This window comes from Micromonospora sp. WMMC241 (genome assembly GCF_027460165.1).
In the GTDB taxonomy this organism is placed as follows: Bacteria; Actinomycetota; Actinomycetes; order Mycobacteriales; family Micromonosporaceae; genus Micromonospora; species Micromonospora humi.
Genome location: NZ_JAPZBF010000001.1, coordinates 1,517,935 through 1,537,577, shown reverse-complemented (window position 1 = coordinate 1,537,577; position 19,643 = coordinate 1,517,935). Strand labels below are relative to the sequence as shown.

The window sequence follows — 19,643 nt, the reverse complement described above, 5'->3', positions numbered from 1 at the left end:
CAAAGATATAGACGATCATTGATATTTACTGTCGTAAATGCGACGCTGGGTATGGAAGCGCTCCCACTCCCATCCTAAGCGCCGAAGGAGGACGTAACCGTGCGTTCCCACCACCAATCCGGACGACAGCGATCAACCGTCCGCGCGCTCCTCGTGGCTCTCGCCCTGATCGCCGGCATCCTGGCCGTGCCCGGCGCGGCCCAGGCCCACGGCACGATCGTCAGCCCGGGCACCCGTGCCTACAAGTGCTGGCAGACCTGGGGCAGCCAGCACACCAACCCGGCCATGCAGCAGCAGGACCCGATGTGTTGGCAGGCGTTCCAGGCCAACGCCGACACCATGTGGAACTGGATGAGCGCGCTGCGCGACGGCCTCGGCGGGCAGTTCCAGGCCCGCACCCCGGACGGGCAGCTCTGCAGCAACGCGCTGTCCCGCAACGACAGCCTGAACCGGCCCGGAGCGTGGAAGACCACCAACATCGGTCGCAACTTCACGGTCCAGCTCTACGACCAGGCCAGCCACGGCGCCGACTACTTCAAGGTCTACGTGAGCAAGCAGGGGTTCAACCCGACCACCCAGAAGCTCGGCTGGGGAAACCTCGACTACATCACCCAGACCGGCCGGTACGCGCCGTCGCAGAACATCAGCTTCAACGTCTCGACCTCCGGCTACACCGGACACCACATCCTGTTCGTCATCTGGCAGGCATCCCACCTCGACCAGGCGTACATGTGGTGCAGTGACGTGAACTTCACCTGATCCGACGCACCGCTCCGGCCCGGGACGTCCGCGTCCCGGGCCGGAGTCGCGCCACCGTCAGGGCGTGAGGCGGTGCAGGTCGCGCGGGAAGGCGGTCACCTCCCGGACGTTCGCCGCGCCGGTCAACCGGGCGACGAACCGCTCCAGGCCGATCGCGAAGCCGCCGTGCGGCGGCATGCCGTGCCGGAACGCGTCCACGTACCCGGCGTACGGCTCCACCGGTTCGCCGCGCGCCGCCAGCGCGGCCAGGTAGTCGGCGTGCCGGTGCAGCCGCTGCCCGCCGGTGACCAGCTCCATCCCCCGGAACAGCAGGTCGAAGCCGTTCGAGTGGCTCGGCAGGGCCGGGTCCGGGTGGGTGTAGAAGGGCCGCTTCGCCATCGGGTACCCGGTGACGAACAGGAAGTCGCTGCCGTGCTCGGCCCGGGCCCACTCCCCCAGCGCCCGCTCGTGCGCGGGCGCCAGGTCGGGCTCGTCGGCCGGCGCCCCGGCGATCTTCAGCGCGTCGGTGAAGTGCACCGCCGGGATCTCCGCGGGCACCTCCGGCACCGTCACCCCGAGCGTGTCGAGCGCCCCACCGGCCCGCTCGACGACACCGGCGAGCATCCCGGCCAGGGTGTCCCGCAGCACTGCCATCACGTCCCGGTGGTCGGTCACGAAGCCCACCTCCACGTCGAGCGAGGTGTACTGGGCCAGGTGGCGCACCGTGTCATGGGGCTCGGCGCGGAACACCGGCCCCACCTCGTACACCCGCTCGAAGACGCCCACCATGAGCTGCTTGTAGAACTGCGGCGACTGGGCCAGGTAGGCGGGCCGCCCGAACCAGTCGAGCGCGAACACGTTCGCGCCGCTCTCGGTGGACGAGCCGACCACCTTCGGCGTGTGCACCTCGACGAAGCGCTGCCGGTCGAGCGTGGCCCGGAAGCCGGCCACCGCCGCCGCCGAGAGCCGCAACGCGGCCGAGCGGGTCGGGTGCCGCAACGCGGTCGACGCGTGGTCGAGCTGGGTGGGCAGGTTCGCGGTGAGCGCCGGCCGGTACAGGTCGAACGGGGGCGGTACGGCGGGCGGGCCGAGCGGTCGTACCGTCGGCTCGACGACCTCGACCCCGGCGGGCGCGGTGGGGTTCGCGACCACGGTGCCGACCACCTCGACGACGGTCTCCTCGGTGAGCGCCTCGACCTGCGCGCGCACGTCGGGCGCGGCGACCACCACCTGGGCGAGCCCGGCGGCGTCCCGGACGATCAGGAACGCCACCGACTTGAGCAGCCGGCGGCGATGGACCCAGCCGGCGAGCCGGACGGTCGCGCCGACGTGGGTGGGGAGTTGGGTGGACAGGATGCGTTGCACGGTGACTACCTCCTTGATCAATCGCAACGCGATCCCCAGGGAGGTGTGGGCGAGCGGGATCCTCGCGGTGCCACCACACCTTCGCCCTCCGCCTCGGCGGAGGGCCTCGTTCGTCGCCTTTTCACCGGGGCCAGCCGGGCGGGTTCTACTGGGCGCGGCGTGTTAACAAGGGGCCCCGCCTCTACCGGAGGCGTTAATAGGGGGCCCTTCCTTACACGCGGCCGTTCTTCCCGCAGCTCGGGAGGGTCTTCGTCGGCCGAGCGCCAGACCGCCTTGCAGCACCTCGGCGGCTCTCTGGGCTGGCGTGTCGGTCCGCTACTCGGCTCCGTCGCAGCTCTGCCGGCACGCTAGCACCCCCGCCACCGGAATGTGACGCGGTTTTTTGACCGCTCGTGTCCGGTGTCACAACGTTTCAGGGGTGACGGCCGTCGCCCGACGTTCATCGACCGCCGCCGACCGGCGTAGGCTCGATTTCGTGACGATCGAGCAAACCGCGCCGACGACTGAGCAGCCCGCGCGCACCGCGACCGTCGCCCCGGAGGGGCGGCGGATGCTGCGGATCGAAGCGCGCAACGCCGAGACGCCGATCGAGCGCAAACCCCCGTGGATCAAGGTCAAGGCCAAGATGGGCCCGGAGTACACCCAGTTGCGCGGGCTCGTCTCGCGCGAGGGTCTGCACACCGTGTGCCAGGAGGCCGGCTGCCCCAACATCTACGAGTGCTGGGAGGACCGCGAGGCCACCTTCCTCATCGGCGGCGACCAGTGCACCCGCCGCTGCGACTTCTGCCAGATCGACACCGGCAAGCCGGCCGAGTTCGACGCCGACGAGCCGCGCCGGGTCGCCGAGTCGGTGGCCGCGATGGGCCTGCGCTACGCCACCATCACCGGCGTGGCCCGCGACGACCTGCCCGACGGCGGCGCCTGGCTCTACGCCGAGACGGTCCGGCAGATCCACGCCCTGCGGTCCGGCTGCGGCGTCGAGCTGCTGATCCCCGACTTCAACGCGGTGCCCGAGCAGCTCGCCGAGGTCTTCGGCTCCCGCCCCGAGGTGCTGGCGCACAACGTGGAGACCGTGCCGCGCATCTTCAAGCGCATCCGCCCGGCGTTCCGCTACGAACGTTCGCTCGACGTGATCCGCCAGGCCCGCGCCGACGGCCTGGTCACCAAGAGCAACCTGATCCTCGGCATGGGCGAGGAGCGCGCCGAGGTCTCCCAGGCGCTGCGCGACCTGCACGAGGCCGGCTGCGAGCTGATCACCATCACGCAATACCTGCGCCCCTCCCCCCGGCACCACCCGGTCACCCGCTGGGTCAAGCCGGAGGAGTTCGTCGAGCTGCGCGAGGAGGCCGAGGAGATCGGCTTCGCCGGCGTGATGAGCGGCCCGCTCGTCCGCTCGTCCTACCGCGCCGGCCGCCTCTACCAGCAGGCGCTCGCCGCCCGCGAACAGGTCACCGTCGCCGGCTGAGGCGGGCGTCGCACCGCGTCGCCCGCCGCCGGCCCCCGGCCGGATGCCATGATCCAGGCATGACCGCCGGGGTACGCCAGGAGCCACGCGAGGCCGACCGCCCGCGTACGCCCCGGCGTCCCCGGCTGCCGACGCTGCTCACCCTGCTGGTCGGGTTCGCCGGCGTCGGCTACCGGTTGGCGCTGCTGCTCGCCGACGCCCCGCCCAGCAACAGCGACGAGGCGACCATGGGGCTGGCCGCCCTGCACATCGCCCGGGGCGACGACTTCCCGGTCTGGTTCTACGGCCAGGCGTACATGGGCACGCTGGAGGCATACCTGGCCGCGCCACTGGTCGCGGTCGCCGGGCCGTCCGTGCTCGTGCTGCGGCTGCCCACCCTGGTCCTGTACGCGCTGTTCCTCCTGCTGTCCTGGCGGCTCACCCGCCGGCTCGGCGGCGACCCCTGGTACGCCCTGCTGGTCGTCGCCGTGCTGGCGCTCGGCGCCGACCGGGTGGTGAAGGACCAGCTCATCGCCGGCGGCGGCTATCCCGAGCTGAATCCGGCCGGCGCGGCACTGGCGCTGCTCACCGTCGCGCTGTGCGGCAACGGGCCGGGCGCGCGACTGCCCCGCTGGGCGGCCTGGGGGCTGGTCGCCGGCGTGCTGCTCTGGGTCGACCCGCTGATCCTGCCGTACGTGCTGACCCTCGGCGCCCTGCTGGTGGCGTGGCGGCGGCGGGAGCTGGCCGGCCGCGCCGGGGCGGTGCTCGGCGGCGCGCTGCTGCTGGGTGTCGCCCCGATGGTGCTGGACAACCTCCGGCACGGGCGCAATCCGCTCACCGCGGTGCTGGCCGCCAGCGGCTCCGGCACGGCGGCGGGCTGGGCCGAGCGGTGGCACGGCGGGCTGGTCGTCGGCCCGCCGCTGGCCATGGGCTTCTGCTCGCCCGGCCGCTGCGCCCCCTGGCAGCTCTGGTGGGCCCCGGTCTTCCTCGTCCTGCTGCTGCTCGCGGGGTACACCGCGTGGCGCACCCTGCGCCGACCCGTCCCGCCGTCGACGGCGGAGCGGCGGGTGTCGGCGGGGGTGCGGTTGGCGCTGCTCGCCGGCGCGGCGGCGGTGCTGGCCGCGTACGCGTCGAGCAGCGCGGCCGGGCGGACGCCGCTGGAGAGCAGCCGCTACCTGTCCTGCCTGGCGGTCGCCGTCCCGGCCCTGCTCTGGCCGCTGTGGCAGGTCGCCCGCCGGCTGGCCGACGTGCGGTCGCTCAGGAGCGGGGTGGCCGGCGTCGGGGCGGTGGTGGTGCTCGCCGGGATCCTCGGCACCGGGGTGAGCGCCACAGTGGACGCGATCCGGGCGGTGCCGGCCGTGCACGCCGAGGCCGACCGGCACCGGATGCTCGTCGACGCCCTCGGCGAACTGGGCGTCCGGCACGCGCGTGGCGGCTACTGGACGTGCAACCGGATCTCGTTCGCCAGCGGCGAGGACACCGTCTGCGCGGTGGTCGACGACGAGCTGCGCCCCGGCTTCGACCGACTGCCGGGATATCGGCGGGCGGTGGCCGCGGACCCGGACGCGGCGTGGGTGGCGCCGGACGGCTCCCCGCTGGCCGCCCGGCTGGATCGGCAGCTCGGCGCGGAACCGGGCGCCCTGCGGGTGATCACGCTCCCCGGCTGGCGGATCTACCTGCCCCGCCGCTGAGCCGGGGCCGGCGGCGGGTCGAGCAGGCCCAGGCGGTGCGCCAGCGCGGCGGCTTCGACCCGGTTGGTCACGTCCAGCTTGGCGATGATCCGGGAGACGTGCACGCTTGCCGTCTTCGGGGAGATGAAGAGCCGCTCGGCGATCCGGCTGTTGCTGTGCCCCTCGGCGACCAGCCGCAGCACCTCCCGCTCCCGGCTGGTCAGCAGATCCGGCCCGGGTCGCCCGGTGCCGCGCAGCCCCACCCGGCGGGCCAGCGTGGTGGCCTGCTCGCCCAGCGGGGTCGCGCCCAGCCGGGCGGCCAGCTCGACCGTCTCCCGGACGGCGGCGGCCACCTCGTCCCGCTCGCCGGCGGCCGCGGCCGCCTCGGCCAGCCCGAGCAGCGCCCGCCCCAGAGGATGCGGCGGCCCGGCCGCCCGCCACGCCGCCACCGCGGCCCGCCACGCCTGCACCACCTCGCCCGTCGACAGCCGCGCCTCGCCCGTCGACAGCCGCGCCTCACCGGTCGACGGCCGCGCCTCACCCTCGGGCTCGGCACCACCCGCACCCGGACCGGCGGTCCCGGCGAGGGCGGCAGCGCCCGCCCCGGAGACGGCCGACACCGGCGGGGCCTCGCCGCACTCGCGGCCGGCCGGGTCGAGGCCGAACAGGAGCGCGGCGACCTGGGCGGCGTGCGCCCGCTCAGCCGGATGGCGGGCCGGCAGCACCGCCGCCACCGCGGACACCTCTGCGGCCAGCGCCGGATCACCGGCGAGCACCGCTGCCCGGGCCGACGCGCTGAGCACCGGCCAGCCCTCGCGAGGCAGGTCGGCCAGGTGCGGATCGCCCAGGGCGGCGCGGGCCGCGCGGGCCGCCTCCAGCTTGTCGTCGGCGGACAGGGCGGCCTCGACGCGCAGCTCGTGCAGCGGAAGCCGGTGGTTCGGCCAGAGATAGGGCCGGGCCAGGAACGCCAGCGCCCGCCCGACGAGTTCGCCGGCGCCGGGATGCGCCCGGGCCAGTCGCAGCCCGGCACGCAGTTGGAGCCAGTGCAGCCCGGAGACGCCCGGCGGGTCGATCCGGGCCGCCTCGGCGCAGGTCGCGTCCGCCTCGTCCCACCGGCCCAGCGCGATCAGCGCCTCGGCCCGGTTGGAAAGCAGGTAGGCGCCGATCGACCGGCTGATCCCGGCCCGGCGCGCCTCGCTCACGCCGGCCGCGGCGGCCTCCTCCGACTCGGCGTACCGGCCCAACTCGTAGAGCACGTCGGAGAGGAAGACCAACGCGCTGACCAGGGCCCACGAGTCGCCGGCCGCCCGGGCCCGCTCCTGCACCCGGCGCAGCTCGGCCAGCCCCAGATCCGGGGTGTCGTCGATGCGGTGCAGCAGGGCGATCCGGGTGGGCAGCAGCACCAGGTCGGTGCCGGTCTCGGACGCGCCGGCCATCGCCTCGGCGGCGACCGAGGCGGCCTCCCGGGGGTCGACCTTCATCAGGTGCGCCGCGATGTCGGCGAGCACCCCGAACCGTTCCGCGCCGCCCGGCGCGCCGGCCGCCAGCCGGTACGCCTCGCGCAGCTCCACCGCGCCGTCGCTCTTGCCGAGCAGGGCGAGCAGCCGGCCGCGGTGGTCGAGCAGGGCGGCGGCGCGCAGCGGCTCGGCCGCCGGGTCGACCTCGGCCAGCGCGGCCCGGGTGAGGGTGAGCGCCCGGCCCAGGTCTCCGGCGGTGACCGCCGCCGTCAACGTCTCCTCCAGCACCCGCAGGTGGTCCATGCCGAGGCGGTCGGCGGCGTCGGGCACCAGCTCCCACAGTTCGAGGACGCGCTCCAGCAGTCGGCTCTGCTCGGCGTACGCGGATCGCTCCGCCGCCGCCGCGGCGGCGGCCCGGGCAGCGGTGAGGGCGCGCGGGTGGTCGTGTGCCGCGTACCAGTGGTGGGCGACCTCGGCCGGGGCGCGGCCGGCGGCCACCAGGTGCGGCTGCGCCTCGATCGCCGCGGCGTACCGGGCGTGCAACCGGGCGTGCTCGCCGGGGAGCAGGTCGTCGTGCACCGCCTCGCGGACCAGCGCGTGCCGGAACTCGTAGTCGCCGTCGGGATCGGCGACCACGAGCTGCCCGGCGACGGCGGCGCGCAGCGCGTCCTCCAGCTCGGCCTCGGGCAGCCCGGCCACCTCGGCGACGAGCTGGTGGGAGAAGCGGGTGCCGCCGGCCGCGGCGATCCGCAGCACCCGCTGGGCCGGCTCGGGCAGCCGGTCCACCCGGGCGAGCAGCAGGTCGCGCAGCGTCTCGGGCAGCACCGCGCAGCCGACCGGGTCACCGGCCGCGGCGAGTTCCTCGATGAAGAACGGGTTGCCCTGGGTGCGGTCGTGCACGTCGTCGACGGCGCGGGCGGACGGTTCGACGCCGAGCAGGTCGGCGAGGACGGCGGCGGTGCCGTCGCGGTCGAGCCGGGCCAGCTCGATGCGGTCGACGCCGCGGACCCGGTCCAGCTCGGCGAGGAAGGGCCGCAGCGGGTGGCCGCGGTGCAGCTCGTCGGTGCGGTAGGTGCAGACGACGAGCAGGCGGGTGGCGCGGGCGGCCCGCACCAGGAAGCCGATCAGATCCCGGGTGGACCGGTCGGCCCAGTGCAGGTCCTCGATCACCAGCACCAACGGGCGTTCCTCGGCGATCCGCCGGAACAGCTCGGCGACCAGGTCGAACAGGTAGCCGCGCGGGCTGTCGGGAAGGGCCGGACCGGCAGGCGCGGCGGCGGCGGGCATCCGGGCCAGCTCGGGCAGCAGCCGGGCGAACTCGGCCTCGTAGCCGGCGAAGGCCGCCGGGCCGTCGTGACGCAGCACGTCGCGCAGCGCGGCCGCGAACGGGGCGAACGGCAGGCCGGCCTCGCCCAGCTCGAGGCACTGACCGACCAGCACCCGCGCCCCGGTGGCGGCGACGTGACCGCCGAACTCCTCCAGCAGGCGGGTCTTGCCGACCCCGGCCTCGCCGCCGACCAGCACGGTGGTCGGGTCGCCGCCCCGGGCCCGGGCCAGCGCCCCGCCCAGCGCGGCCAGCTCGGGCTGCCGGCCGACGAGGACGGTGCTGGCGGCGCGTGCGGTCACGCCGTCGAGCATGCCACGGCGGTCCGACGACCCGACCGGCCCGGACGGCCCCTCGGCGACCGCCCGTCCGGCCGGTCCGGCCCGGTCGCCGGCGACCGTCGACCCGGCCGGGCTACCGGTCACCGCCGACCCGGCCGGACTGCCGGTCACCGCCGACCCGGCCGGGCTACCGGTCACCGCCGACCCGGCCGGACTGCCGGTCACCGCCGGCCCGGCCGCCCCCGTGACGGCCGGGCCGGTGCCGAGCGCACCGGCGAGGTCCGGGCCGGTGCCGACCCGGACGAACAGGTCCGGGCCGGTGATCGCCGGGCCGGTGAGCGGTGGGGCGGTCACCGGCGGGCGTCGGTGGTGCGGGCGGTGTGCTTGCGGCGGCTCAGCCAGCCGTGCGGGTGCCGGCGGGACAGCGACCGGGCGAGCCGGTCGTTGGCCGCGTCGGCCTGCAGCTCGGTGGCGTGGCTGCGGTGGATGCTGAGCAGGAACTCTGCGTCGTTGCCGAACATCTCGGATCTCCCTGTCGTGCGGTGTCGTGCTCGCTGTCGAGGTCGACTTTCCGCGCGCAGGTGCCCCCGGCGCATGGGTACGCCGCCTGATCTTCTGCCCGCGCCGCCTCCTTACCCGGCGGCCGGGCGGGCCGGCGCGGCCGTAAGGTACTCAGCCCGCGGCGGAACGGGTGGCCACGGATCAACCGGCCGAGCGCCGACCACTAGACTCTGCGGCATGGCAAAGCCCCAGGAGAAGGTCTCGTTCGGCCAGCGGCTGAAGCAGATCGGGATGGTGTTCAAGTTCACCGCCAAGCAGGACAAGTGGTTCGCGCCGCTGGCCGCGGCGGCGGTGCTGATCCCGCTCGCGCTCACCGTGGTCGCGGTGCTCGCCTGGGGCTGGATCTGGCTGCCGATCGGCATCCTGCTCGCGCTGCTCGCCCTGCTGATCGTGCTCAACCTGCGGTCCAACAAGGCGATGATGAACGCCGCCGAGGGGCAGCCCGGCGCGGCGGCGCAGATCATGGAGAGCATGCGCGGCGACTGGCGGGTCACCCCGGCGGTCAGCTCGACCACCCAGATGGACATGGTCCACCTGGTGCTGGGTCGCGCCGGCGTGATCCTGCTGGCCGAGGGGAACCCGCAGCGCGTGCGCGGCCTGCTCGGCCAGGAGAAGCGCCGGCTGGCCAAGGTGATCGGCTCGGCCCCGCTGCACGACTACGTGATCGGTTCCGGCGAGGGCGAACTGCCGGTCCGCAAGCTGCGGATGACCGTGATGCGGCTGCCGCGCACCCTCTCCCCGAAGGACGTCAACGCCCTCGACAAGCGGCTCAAGGCGCTGACCGCGCGGCCGCAGATGCCCAAGGGCGCGGTGCCGAAGAACATGCGGCCGCCGCGGGGCGCGTTCCGGCAGACCCGGGGTCGCTGACTCCCGACGTACGCGAGAAAGGAGCCGGTCCCCCACGGGGCCGGCTCCTTCTCTCGGTGGTTCAGCGGCGCGACGCGTCGGTGACGACCGCGCCGGTGAGCCGGTCGTGCAGGCCGCGACGGTGCTGATCCATGATCAGGGCCGGGACGACGAGAGCCAGCAGGAGTCCTCGCAGCAGCCCTCGGGCCAGCCCGATCCGGCCGCCGTCGGCCCAGGCCACGCAGCGCAGCCGGGTCAGGTACATGCCGGGGGTCTGGGCGAAGAGGCCGAGGAAGAACCCGTACTCGAGGATCAGCACCAGGACCGGCGGCCAGCCGTCGCGGACCGGGTCGGCGAAGGACCGGGCGACCATCAGACAGAGCACCCAGTCGATGACCAGCGCGCCGAAGCGGCGGCCGAGGCCGGGGGGCGTGAAGGCGGGGTCGGTGGCGGGTGGCACCGGTGCGGCGGCGGTATCGGTCACAGCGGCCAGGGTAGCGCCGCCTCGGCACCCACCGGAAAATCCGACAATGAACCCAATCACCTCCAGACGGTACGGACGATGACGCTCCGCGAGCGACGTAACACGGCGGAAACAGAGGAGACACGGCCGGGCAACCGCCCGGCCATAGCGTCGCCACCAGCCAGCGACCGGAGTGGACCTGCCAGGAGGACGTGTGTTCGCCAATCCCGAGGAACTCCTGCGATACCTCAAGAACGAGGACGTGAAGTTCGTCGACGTACGTTTCTGTGACCTGCCCGGCGTGATGCAGCACTTCAACCTGCCGGTCGAGTCCTTCGACGACAGCGTCTTCACCGACGGCCTCGCGTTCGACGGCTCGTCGATCCGCGGTTTCCAGGCCATCCACGAGTCGGACATGCTCCTGCTGCCCGACGTGGCCACCGCGTTCGTCGACCCGTTCCGGGCGCAGAAGACCGTCGCGATCAACTTCTTCATCCACGACCCGTTCACCCGCGAGGCGTACTCCCGCGACCCGCGCAACGTGGCCAAGAAGGCCGAGGCGTACCTCGCCGCCAGCGGCATCGCCGACACCGCCTACTTCGGCGCCGAGGCCGAGTTCTACATCTTCGACTCGATCCGCCACGAGACGTCGGCGCACCAGTCGTTCTACTACATCGACTCGATCGAGGGCGCCTGGAACACCGGCCGGGTCGAGGAGGGCGGCAACCGCGGCTACAAGACCGCCTACAAGGGCGGCTACTTCCCGGTGCCCCCGGTCGACCACTACGCCGACCTGCGCGACTCGATCGTGCGGCGGCTCGTCGACACCGGCTTCACCGTGGAGCGCTCGCACCACGAGGTGGGCACCGCCGGCCAGTCGGAGATCAACTACAAGTTCTCCACCCTGCTGCACGCCGGCGACCAGCTCCAGCTCTTCAAGTACATCGTGAAGAACGAGGCCTGGGCCAACGGCAAGACGGCCACGTTCATGCCCAAGCCCCTGTTCGGTGACAACGGCTCCGGCATGCACACCCACCAGAGCCTCTGGCTGAACGGCGAGCCGCTGTTCTACGACGAGACCGGCTACGCCGGCCTGTCCGACACCGCCCGCTGGTACATCGGCGGCCTGCTGCACCACGCGCCGTCGCTGCTCGCCTTCACCAACCCGACCGTCAACTCGTACCGGCGGCTCGTGCCGGGCTTCGAGGCGCCGGTCAACCTGGTCTACTCGCAGCGCAACCGCTCCGCGTGCACCCGGATCCCGGTCACCGGCAGCAACCCCAAGGCCAAGCGCGTCGAGTTCCGCGTCCCCGACCCGTCGGCCAACGTCTACCTCGCCTTCTCGGCGATGATGATGGCCGGCCTGGACGGCATCAAGAGCAAGATCGAGCCGCCGGCCCCGATCGACAAGGACCTCTACGACCTCCCGCCGGAGGAGTGGGGCGACGTCAAGCAGGTCCCCGGCTCGCTGTCGGCCGTGCTCGACTCGCTGGAGGCCGACCACGACTACCTGCTCGACGGCGGCGTGTTCACGCCGGACCTGATCTCCACGTGGGTCGACTGGAAGCGGTCCAACGAGGTCGACCCGGTGCGCCTGCGCCCGACCCCGCACGAGTTCGCCATGTACTTCGACTGCTGAGCACGCTCGTCAGCACCGGCCGGGCCGGCTCCGCCACCGCGGGGCCGGCCCGGCCCGTATCCCGGCCACCACGATCACGATCACCAGCACGGTCATCAGCACGGCGCCGGGCGCCTTGGTGAACCGGGCCAGGTTCGTGCCGTCCGGCAACGTCAGCAGCGACGCCACCGCGCTGGGCGCCACGAACCAGGCCGTCCGGGCCGGCGACACCACCGCCACCGCGAGCAGGGCCAGCGGCCAGATCGCGTACCAGGGGTGGAAGACCGGGGCGAGCAGCACGGTCGCGGCCAGCGCCAGCCCGGCACCGAGCAGCGCCACCCGGGGGCGGGCCACGGTCAGCCGGGCCACCCGCTGCCGGGCGTCGTTCAACGAGCGCAGCGCCGACCACGCCCACCACCAGAGCGCCACCAGCAGCCCGGCCAGCAGCACCAGCCCGACCACCCGGGTCACCGGCACGGCGTGCGGGTGCCGGCCGGCCAACTCCCCCGCGTAGTCGACGACGAAACCCACAGCGGTCGGCGGCGACGTCCACTGCTGCGAGTCGCCGCTGCGGCCCAGCCCGCCCACCCAGCCCAACCCGAGGCCGGTGGCGAGCGAGAGAAGCACCAGCGTGCCGAGCACCACGGCGGCCAGCCGGCCCCCGTCGCGCAGCAGCGCCCGCCAGGTGTAGCGACCGAGCACGGCGGCGAGCGCCGCGAACGGCAGCACCACCACGGCGGTCGCCTTCACCGCGACCGCCAGGCCCAGCAGCACCCCGGCCACCACCAGCGCGCGCGGCTTGCCCGGCCGGCGGATCAGCACCAGCAGCCCGAACAGCACCAACCCGAGCGCGAGCGCGTCGTTGTGCGCGCCGGCCACCAGGTGCACCCCGACCAGCGGGCACGCCAGCACCAGCCAGGCCGCCCGGCGGGTGGGCACCCCGGCGGCGCGGGCCAGGCCGGGCAGGCAGAGCGCGGCCAGCAGCACCCCGGCCACCGCGACCAGCCGGAGCAGCACGATCGCACCGACCAGGCCACCGCCGGCGAGCACCGCCAGCCCGGCCAGCAGCACGAAGAACGGCCCGTACGGCGCCGGGGTGTCCCGCCAGATCGGCGACACCGACCCGGTCCACGGGCAGCCGGCCGCCTCGACCCCCACCCGGTACGGGCTCACCCCCCGCGTCCAGGTCCAGCCCTGACAGACGTACGAGTAGACGTCCCGGCTGCCCAACGGCGGCGCGGCCAGCAGCGGCAGCGACCAGAGCCCAGCGGTCAGGTAGGCCCACCGGCCCGACGGGGCGCCCCAGCGCAGCGACCACCAGGCGCCCACCAGCAGCACGGTCCCCACCAACCAGCAGCCGAGCGTCACCGGCCCGTGCGGGGCGTGCCACAGCGCGGCGAACGTGGCGCGCGGCGGCGCGTCGGGCAGGGCCCCGCCCAGCCAGCCGGCGACGGTGAGCAGGACCGCCCCGGCGAGACCGGCGTACCGGGCGAGCGCAGCGGCGACCGGCCGGACCGGCGCGTCGGGCTCGCTCACCGGCACACTCCTCACTCCACCAGGACCGGCTGCCGCCCCTTCCGAGCCGACCGTACCAACCGGACGACCAGCACGATCACGAACAACGTCATCAACGGCGCGCCGGGCATCTTGGTGTAGCGGGGTAGACCGGTCCCGTCGGCCAGCACCAGGAACGACGAAACCACTGTGACGATCGTGAACCAGCCGGTCCGCCGCGCGGTGGCGGCCAGCACGGCCAGCGGCCAGAGCCAGTACCAGGGGTGGAACAGCGGCGCGAGCGCGACGGTGGCGACCAGCGCCAGCGCCGCGTGCCAGAACGGCTCGCCCCGACGCCACGCCCGGAACCAGAGCCACACCAGCAGCGCGACCAGCACGACCATGCCGATCGCCCGGGTCACCGGCAACGCGTCGACGTGCACCCCGAACGGCGCCAGCAGGTAACCGACGGTCTGCCCGACCGCGGTCGGCGGCGACGTCCAGGCCACCACCAGCCCGCCCTGCTCCAGCCCGCTGATGAAGCCGAGGCCGAGGCCGGCGACCAGCGTCGCGGCGGCCAACGCGGCCAGCGCGCCGCCGACCACCCACCCGCCGTCGCGGATCAGCGTCCGGATCCGGTACGGCCCGACGACCGCGGCGAGCGCCGCGAACGGCACCACCACCAGCGCGGTGACCTTGATGCCGGCGGCCAGGCCGAGCAGCAACCCGCCGGCGAGCAGCGGACCCGGCCGGCCCGGTCGGGCCGCCACCACGGCCAGCCCGGCGACGAGCAGGCCGACCATCATCGCGTCGTTGTGCGCCCCGGAAGCCAGGTGCACCGGCACCAGCGGGCTGGCCAGCGCCAGCCAGAGCGCCCGCCGGGGCGGCACCCCGCAGCGGCGGGCCAGCACCGGCAACGCCCAGGCGGTCAGCGCCACCCCGGCCAGGGCCAGCACCCGGAACAGCACGACGGCGCCCCACAGCGAGCCGGTGGCCTTCACCACCGCGCCGGCGAGCAGCACGAACAACGGCCCGTACGGGGCCGGGGTGTCCCGCCAGATGTACGAGATGGTGTCCAGCCACGGGCACGGCAGCACCGACACGCCCTGCTCGTACGGGTTGATCCCGGCCGAGAAGCTGGCACCCTGACACGCGTAGGCGTACACGTCCCGGCTACCCAGCGGCGGAGCGACGAGCATCGGCAGCAGCCAGAGCCCGACCGTGACGAGCACCCACCGGGCCGACGGCACCCGGTCGCGCAGCGACCACCAGGCCCAGGCCAGCAGCGCGGTGCCGGCGAGCCACAATCCGATGATCAGCGGTCCGTTCCGGCCCTGCCAGATACTGACCGGGGTGGGGCGCAGTTCACCGTCGGGCAGCGCACCGCCGAGGTACGCGGCCACGGCGAGCAGCACCGAGCCGGCCAGACCGGTCCAGCGCGAGAGGTGGTGAGACACGTTCACCATGCTGCCAGTACGGTGGTTCGCGATCAGGAGGTGGGCATGCGCGGTGCTCGGGTGGTCGCGGTGTCCGCCGCGTCGGCGCTCGTCCTGGCCGTGCTCTACCTGATCCTGCCGGCCACCGGCTCGGACCTGTCCGCCCAGGTGGCCCGCGCCGGTTTCTTCGCCGCACACGGCCCCGCCCTGGTCGACCTGCGCTGGTACGGCGGGGTGCACCCGTGGGGCTACAGCCTCGTGTCCCCGCCGCTGATGGCGCTGCTCGGGGTACGCCCCACCGGCGCGCTCGCGCTGCTCGCCTCGGCCGTCGCGTTCGCCGCGCTGCTGGTCCGGGTCCGGGTGCCCCGCCCACTGCTGGGCAGCCTTGTCGGGGTGGTGACTATCGCCGGCAACCTGGTCTCCGGCCGGGTCACCTACGCCCTCGGCGTCGCGTTCGGCCTGGCCGCGCTGCTCGCCCTCACCCTGCCCACCGCCTCGACGCGGGTCCGGACCGCCCGCCCGACCGGTCCGACACCCGGCTCGCTGCGCGCCGACTCGACCGGTCCGTCGCCCGGCTCGCCGCCCGCCGGCGCGGCAGACCCGACCGTTCCGCTGGACACCGGGACGGCCGACTGGGCCGGTCCGTCACCTGCCTCGCCGCCCGTTGGAGCGGTCGGATCGACCGGCCCGACACAAGCCGGAGCCGCCCGCTGGGCCGGCCTGCCGCGCGCCGGGGCCGTCGGCGTGGCCGCGTTGCTCGCCTCGGCGACCAGTCCGGTGGCCGGGCTGTTCGTCGGGCTGGCCGGCGTCGCGCTGCTGCTCGGCCGGCGGTGGGCCGACGGACTGCTGCTCGCCGTGCCGGCCGCCGCTCCGCTCGCGGTGACCGGAGTGCTCTTCGGCGAGGGCGGCTGGATGAACATCAGCCGGAGCGACACGGTGCACGCCGTGGTGACCAGCCTGCTGGTGGCGGCGCTGGCGGCGTACCGGCCGGTGCGGGTGGGCGCGCTGCTCTCCGCGGCCGGGGTGCTGGCGGCGGCGCTGCTGCCCACCCCGGTCGGGTTGAACGCCACCCGGCTGGTGGTGATGTTCGCGCTGCCGGTGCTGGCCGCCGCCGCGACGGTCCCGCGCGCGCTCACCGGCCGTACACCTCTCGGGCGCGGCCTGCCGCGCGGCGCCGGAGCGGTCGGTCTGGCCGCGTTGCTGGCGGTGGTCTGCTGGTGGCAGCCGCCGGTGGTCACCGCCGACCTGCGCAGCGCCGACGACCCGACGGCCGACCCGGCGTACTTCGCGCCGCTGCGGGCGGAGCTGGCCCGGCGCGGGCTCACCGGGCGGGTGGAGGTGCCGCCGACCCGCAACTACTGGGAGGCCGCCCGCCTCGGCGAGGTGCCGCTGGCCCGGGGCTGGCTGCGGCAGGCCGACATCGACCGCAATCCGCTGTTCTTCACCACCGTGCCGGGCGCGGCCGGCACCGGCGTCCCGCTGACCGCCGACAGTTACCGGGGCTGGCTGGCCGACAACGCGGTGCAGTACGTCGCCGTGCCCGACGCCGAGCTGTCCTGGGTGGGCCGGCCGGAGGCGGAGCTGGTGACCGCCGGCCAGCCCTACCTGACCGAGGTCTGGTCCGACCGGCACTGGCGGCTGTACGCGGTCGCCGACCCCACCCCGCTGGTCGGCGCGCCCGGTGAGCTGGTCCGGCAGGACGGCGCCTCGGTCACGTTCCGCACCTCGGCGGCCGGCCCGGTCCCGGTCCGGGTCCGCCACGACCGCTGGCTCGCCGTCACCGGCGGCGCCACGCTGTCCCCCGCCGGCGACTGGCTCACCGTCACGGTCCCCCGCCCCGGCACCTACACCCTCACCAGCTGACCGCCGGCGTTAAGAAGGGGCCCCGCCTATACCGAAGGCGTTAACAAGGGGCCCCTCCTTACAGGGGGGCTTCGAGGATGCGCTGGACCACCGTGCGGGAGTGGCGGCCGACGCGCAGGTACTCGTCGAGGAACTCGCCCGGGTCGTCGCGGCCGAGCAGGCGCACCACCCCGGCCAGCTCCACGCCGTGCCGGGGCAGCTGGTCACCGGCGCGGCCCCGCACCAGCATCAACGCGTCGCGGACCTGGGCGGCCAGCGTCCAGCCGGCAGCCAGCTCGGCCGCCTCCTCGCCGTCGAGCAGGCCGGCGTCGCGCGCCGCCGCCAGGGCGTCGAGGGTACGGGTGCCGCGCAGCGCGGGCAGCGCGCCGGCGTGCCGGAGCTGGAGCAGCTGCACCGCCCACTCGACGTCGGCCAGACCGCCCCGGCCCAGCTTGGTGTGGGTGGCCGGGTCGGCGCCGCGGGGCAGCCGCTCGGTCTCCACCCGCGCCTTGATCCGGCGGATCTCCACCACCTGTTCGCGGGTCAGCCCGTCGGCCGGGTAGCGCACCGGCTCGATCATCGCCTCGAACTCGGCGCCCAGCTCGGCGTCGCCGCAGACGAACCGGGCCCGCAGCAGCGCCTGCGCCTCCCACACCCGCGACCAGCGCGCGTAGTACTGGGCGTACGCGGCCAGGCTGCGGACCAGCGGCCCCTGCCGGCCCTCGGGGCGCAGGTCGGCGTCGACGCCGAGCGGCGGGTCGGGGGCCGGCGCGGACAGCAGCCGGCGCAGTTCCTCGGCGATCGCGTGCGCGGCGGCGCTGGCCGTGCTCTCCTCCACCCCGGGCGGCGGGTCGTAGACGAAGAGGACGTCGGCGTCGGACAGGTAGTTCGACTCGTACCCGCCGAGCCGGCCCATGCCGATCACCGCGAAGCGCAGCCCCGGCGGGCCGGGCTGGGCGGCCCGGGCGGCGCGCAGCGCGGCCGCCACTGTGGCGTCGGTGACGTGGGACAGCGCGGTGCCGACGGCGGTCACGTCCACCACGGTGGGCCGGCGTTCCCCGCCGCCGACCGGGCGCGGGGTGAGCGGGGCGAGCGACCCGGCCCGGCTGAGCACGTCGGCGGCGGCGATCCGGACCAGCTCGCGGCGGCGCAGCGCGCGGACCGCCCGGGTGGCCTCGACCGGGTCGTCGTGCCGGGCGGCGGCGGCGACGAACCCCTCGACCAGCGTCTCCCGGGGACGCGGGGTCAGTTCGCTGTCCTCGGCCAGCAGCCGCAGCGCCTCGGGCTCGCGGGCCAGCAGGTCGGCGGCGTACCGGGAGGACGAGAGCACCCGGGCCAGCCGGCGGGCCACCGGGCCGGAGTCGCGCAGCAGGCGCAGGTACCACGGGGTGCTGCCGAGCTTGTCGGACACCTGCCGGTAGTTGAGCAGCCCCCGGTCCGGCTCCGGGGCGTCGGCGAACTCGTCCAGCAGCACCGGCAGCAGCGTGCGCTGGATCGCGGCGGTGCGGCTGACGCCGCCGGTGAGCGCCTGCAGGTGTCGCAGCGCGCCGGCCGGGTCGGCGAAGCCGAGCACCTCCAGCCGGTGCCGGGCCGCCTCGGGCGTGAGGCGCAGCCCTTCGGCCGGCACCCGGGCCACCGACTCCAGCAGCGGCCGGTAGAGCAGTTTGGCGTGCAGCCGGCGTACCTCGCTGGCGTGGGTGACCCACTCGGCGCGGAACTCCTCGACGGCGCTGCGGCCCGGGGTGGCCGTGTAGCCGAGCGCGGCGGCGAGCCAGCGCAGCGCGGCCGGCTCGGTCGGCACGGTGTGGGTGCGGCGCAGGCCCTGGAGCTGGAGCCGGTGCTCGACGGCGCGCAGGAAGCGGTAGCCGCGCAGCAGCGCCTCGCCGTCGGCGCGGCCGACGTAGCCGCCGGCGACCAGGGCGCGCAGCGCCGGCACGGTGCCCGGCACGCGCAGCGACTCGTCGCCGCGTCCGTGCACGAGCTGAAGCAGTTGGACGGCGAACTCGATGTCGCGCAGCCCGCCCGGGCCGCGCTTGATCTCGCGTTCCAGTTCCCGGGGCGGGACGTTGTCGAGGATCTTGCGGCGCATGGACCGGACGTCGGAGACCGCCTCGGGGCGCTCGGCGGCGGTCCAGACCAGCGGGGCGAGCGCCGCGATCCACTCCCGGGCCAGGTCCAGGTCGCCGGCCGCCGGGCGGGCCTTGAGCAGCGCCTGGAACTCCCAGGTGCGGGCCCAGCGGCGGTAGTAGGCCAGGTGGCTGGCGAGCGTGCGGACCAGCGGACCCCGGTTGCCCTCCGGGCGCAGCGCGGCGTCCACCGGCCAGGCGACCAGCCCGCAGACACCGATCAGCCGGGTGGCGACCTGGGTGGCGGCGGTCAGGTCGTCGTCGCCGGCGGCGACGAAGATGACGTCGACGTCGGAGACGTAGTTGAGTTCGTCGCCGCCGCACTTGCCCATCGCCACCACCGCGAGCCGGGGCGGCGCGGTGCCCTCGGGCAGCTCGTCGACGGCGATGTCGTAGGCGGCGGCCAGCGTCGCGTCGGCCAGCCCGGAGAGCGCGGCCATGGTCTGCTCCAGGCCGCGCCCGCCGGTCAGGTCGGCCGCCGCGATCCGCAGCAGCGCCAACCGGTACGCCTGCCGCAGCAGCGGCACCGCGCCGGTGAGCGTGGTCAGCTTGGCGGCGGCGGTCAGGTCGAGCCGGCCGTCGGCGGTCGGTGCGAGCCCGTCCGGCTCGGTGGCCAGCACCGCCCACTGCCCGGGGTTGGCCACCAGGTGGTCGCCGAGCGCCGAGGAGGCGCCGAGCACCGCGATCAGCCGGCGGCGCAGGCCGGGGTCGGCGGCGAGCGCGTCGCGGACCGCCACGTCGTCGCCGGCGCGCCGTTCCGACTCGACCAGCCGGTGCAGCTGGCGCAGCGCCAGGTCCGGGTCGGCGGCCCGGGACAGCGCGGTGAGCAGCTCGGTGGCCTTGTCGTCGGCCGGTTCCTGGGTGTCCGGGCGCCACAGGCCGAGCCCGTCCGGGCCGAGCAGGTCGGCGGCGCGCGCCGCGCCGTCGCCCTCGGCGAAGCCGTAGCGGGCCAGGCGCCCGCGGGCCGGCCGGGTCACC

At 75.0% G+C, this 19,643-nt stretch carries 13 protein-coding genes; 6 read left to right on the top strand and 7 right to left on the bottom strand.

The genetic code is table 11. The features are described 5' to 3' along the window. The first annotated feature begins 153 nt into the window (after nt 1-153). Nucleotides 154-759: a lytic polysaccharide monooxygenase auxiliary activity family 9 protein gene (locus O7598_RS07450; RefSeq protein ID WP_269690614.1), complete on the top strand. Its 606-nt coding sequence runs from the start codon at nt 154-156 to the stop codon at nt 757-759. Nucleotides 760-816: 57 nt separating this feature from the next. On the opposite strand, the gene aspS is transcribed toward O7598_RS07450, so the two are convergent. Further along, nucleotides 817-2,103, bottom strand: a complete 1,287-nt coding sequence (gene aspS / locus O7598_RS07445) for an aspartate--tRNA(Asn) ligase (RefSeq protein WP_269690613.1) — start codon at nt 2,101-2,103, stop codon at nt 817-819. A gap of 418 nt (nt 2,104-2,521) precedes the next feature. Between aspS and lipA the strand changes: the two genes are divergently transcribed. Both lipA and O7598_RS07435 read left to right on the top strand, forming a co-directional pair. Next, nucleotides 2,522-3,568 carry a lipoyl synthase gene (lipA, locus tag O7598_RS07440; RefSeq protein ID WP_175441238.1) on the top strand — a complete coding sequence of 349 codons (1,047 nt, stop codon included), beginning with the start codon at nt 2,522-2,524 and terminating at the stop codon, nt 3,566-3,568. A 59-nt stretch (nt 3,569-3,627) separates the two neighbouring features. Further along, the gene (locus O7598_RS07435; protein ID WP_269690612.1) at nt 3,628-5,238 is read left to right on the top strand and encodes a DUF423 domain-containing protein; all 1,611 of its coding nucleotides are present in this window, start codon (nt 3,628-3,630) and stop codon (nt 5,236-5,238) included. On the opposite strand, the gene O7598_RS07430 is transcribed toward O7598_RS07435, so the two are convergent. Continuing rightward, a complete protein-coding gene (locus O7598_RS07430; RefSeq protein WP_442929922.1) occupies nt 5,220-8,312 on the bottom strand; it encodes a helix-turn-helix transcriptional regulator in 3,093 nt (1,030 codons plus the stop codon). The genes O7598_RS07435 and O7598_RS07430 overlap by 19 nt on opposite strands. A 317-nt stretch (nt 8,313-8,629) precedes the next feature. Continuing rightward, nucleotides 8,630-8,800, bottom strand: coding sequence for a hypothetical protein (locus O7598_RS07425; RefSeq protein ID WP_269690610.1), 171 nt, complete (start codon nt 8,798-8,800; stop codon nt 8,630-8,632). 217 nt (nt 8,801-9,017) lie between these two features. On the opposite strand from O7598_RS07425, the gene O7598_RS07420 reads away from it, so the two are divergent. Further along, nucleotides 9,018-9,707, top strand: coding sequence for a DUF4191 domain-containing protein (locus O7598_RS07420; RefSeq protein WP_269690609.1), 690 nt, complete (start codon nt 9,018-9,020; stop codon nt 9,705-9,707). Nucleotides 9,708-9,768: 61 nt separating this feature from the next. Here the strand turns inward: O7598_RS07420 and O7598_RS07415 are convergent, their stop codons facing one another. Further along, a complete protein-coding gene (locus tag O7598_RS07415) occupies nt 9,769-10,179 on the bottom strand; it encodes an RDD family protein (protein ID WP_442929921.1) in 411 nt (136 codons plus the stop codon). Nucleotides 10,180-10,363: 184 nt separating this feature from the next. On the opposite strand from O7598_RS07415, the gene glnA reads away from it, so the two are divergent. Next, nucleotides 10,364-11,788, top strand: a complete 1,425-nt coding sequence (gene glnA, locus O7598_RS07410) for a type I glutamate--ammonia ligase (RefSeq protein WP_269690608.1) — start codon at nt 10,364-10,366, stop codon at nt 11,786-11,788. 9 nt (nt 11,789-11,797) lie between these two features. Here the strand turns inward: glnA and mptB (O7598_RS07405) are convergent, their stop codons facing one another. Beyond that, complete coding sequence (mptB, locus tag O7598_RS07405) at nt 11,798-13,303, bottom strand: polyprenol phosphomannose-dependent alpha 1,6 mannosyltransferase MptB (protein WP_269690607.1); 1,506 nt, start codon at nt 13,301-13,303, stop codon at nt 11,798-11,800. 11 nt (nt 13,304-13,314) lie between these two features. Continuing rightward, nucleotides 13,315-14,718, bottom strand: coding sequence for a polyprenol phosphomannose-dependent alpha 1,6 mannosyltransferase MptB (mptB, locus tag O7598_RS07400; RefSeq protein WP_442929830.1), 1,404 nt, complete (start codon nt 14,716-14,718; stop codon nt 13,315-13,317). Between the two features lie 252 nt (nt 14,719-14,970). Between mptB (O7598_RS07400) and O7598_RS07395 the strand changes: the two genes are divergently transcribed. Further along, a complete protein-coding gene (locus tag O7598_RS07395) occupies nt 14,971-16,560 on the top strand; it encodes a hypothetical protein (RefSeq protein WP_442929920.1) in 1,590 nt (529 codons plus the stop codon). Between the two features lie 58 nt (nt 16,561-16,618). Here O7598_RS07395 and O7598_RS07390 read toward each other — a convergent pair whose 3' ends face one another. Next, a complete protein-coding gene (locus O7598_RS07390) occupies nt 16,619-19,642 on the bottom strand; it encodes a bifunctional [glutamine synthetase] adenylyltransferase/[glutamine synthetase]-adenylyl-L-tyrosine phosphorylase (RefSeq protein WP_269690605.1) in 3,024 nt (1,007 codons plus the stop codon). Nucleotide 19,643 lies beyond the last annotated feature (1 nt).

What these genes read in the sequence shown, in the direction of transcription:
- O7598_RS07420 (WP_269690609.1), top strand. Translation starts at nt 9,018, where the DNA reads ATGGCAAAGCCCCAGGAGAAGGTCTCGTTCGGCCAGCGGCTGAAGCAG.
- O7598_RS07395 (WP_442929920.1), top strand. Translation starts at nt 14,971, where the DNA reads ATGGCGCTGCTCGGGGTACGCCCCACCGGCGCGCTCGCGCTGCTCGCC.
- O7598_RS07425 (WP_269690610.1), bottom strand. Translation starts at nt 8,800, where the DNA reads ATGTTCGGCAACGACGCAGAGTTCCTGCTCAGCATCCACCGCAGCCAC.
- O7598_RS07430 (WP_442929922.1), bottom strand. Translation starts at nt 8,312, where the DNA reads ATGCTCGACGGCGTGACCGCACGCGCCGCCAGCACCGTCCTCGTCGGC.
- O7598_RS07435 (WP_269690612.1), top strand. Translation starts at nt 3,628, where the DNA reads ATGACCGCCGGGGTACGCCAGGAGCCACGCGAGGCCGACCGCCCGCGT.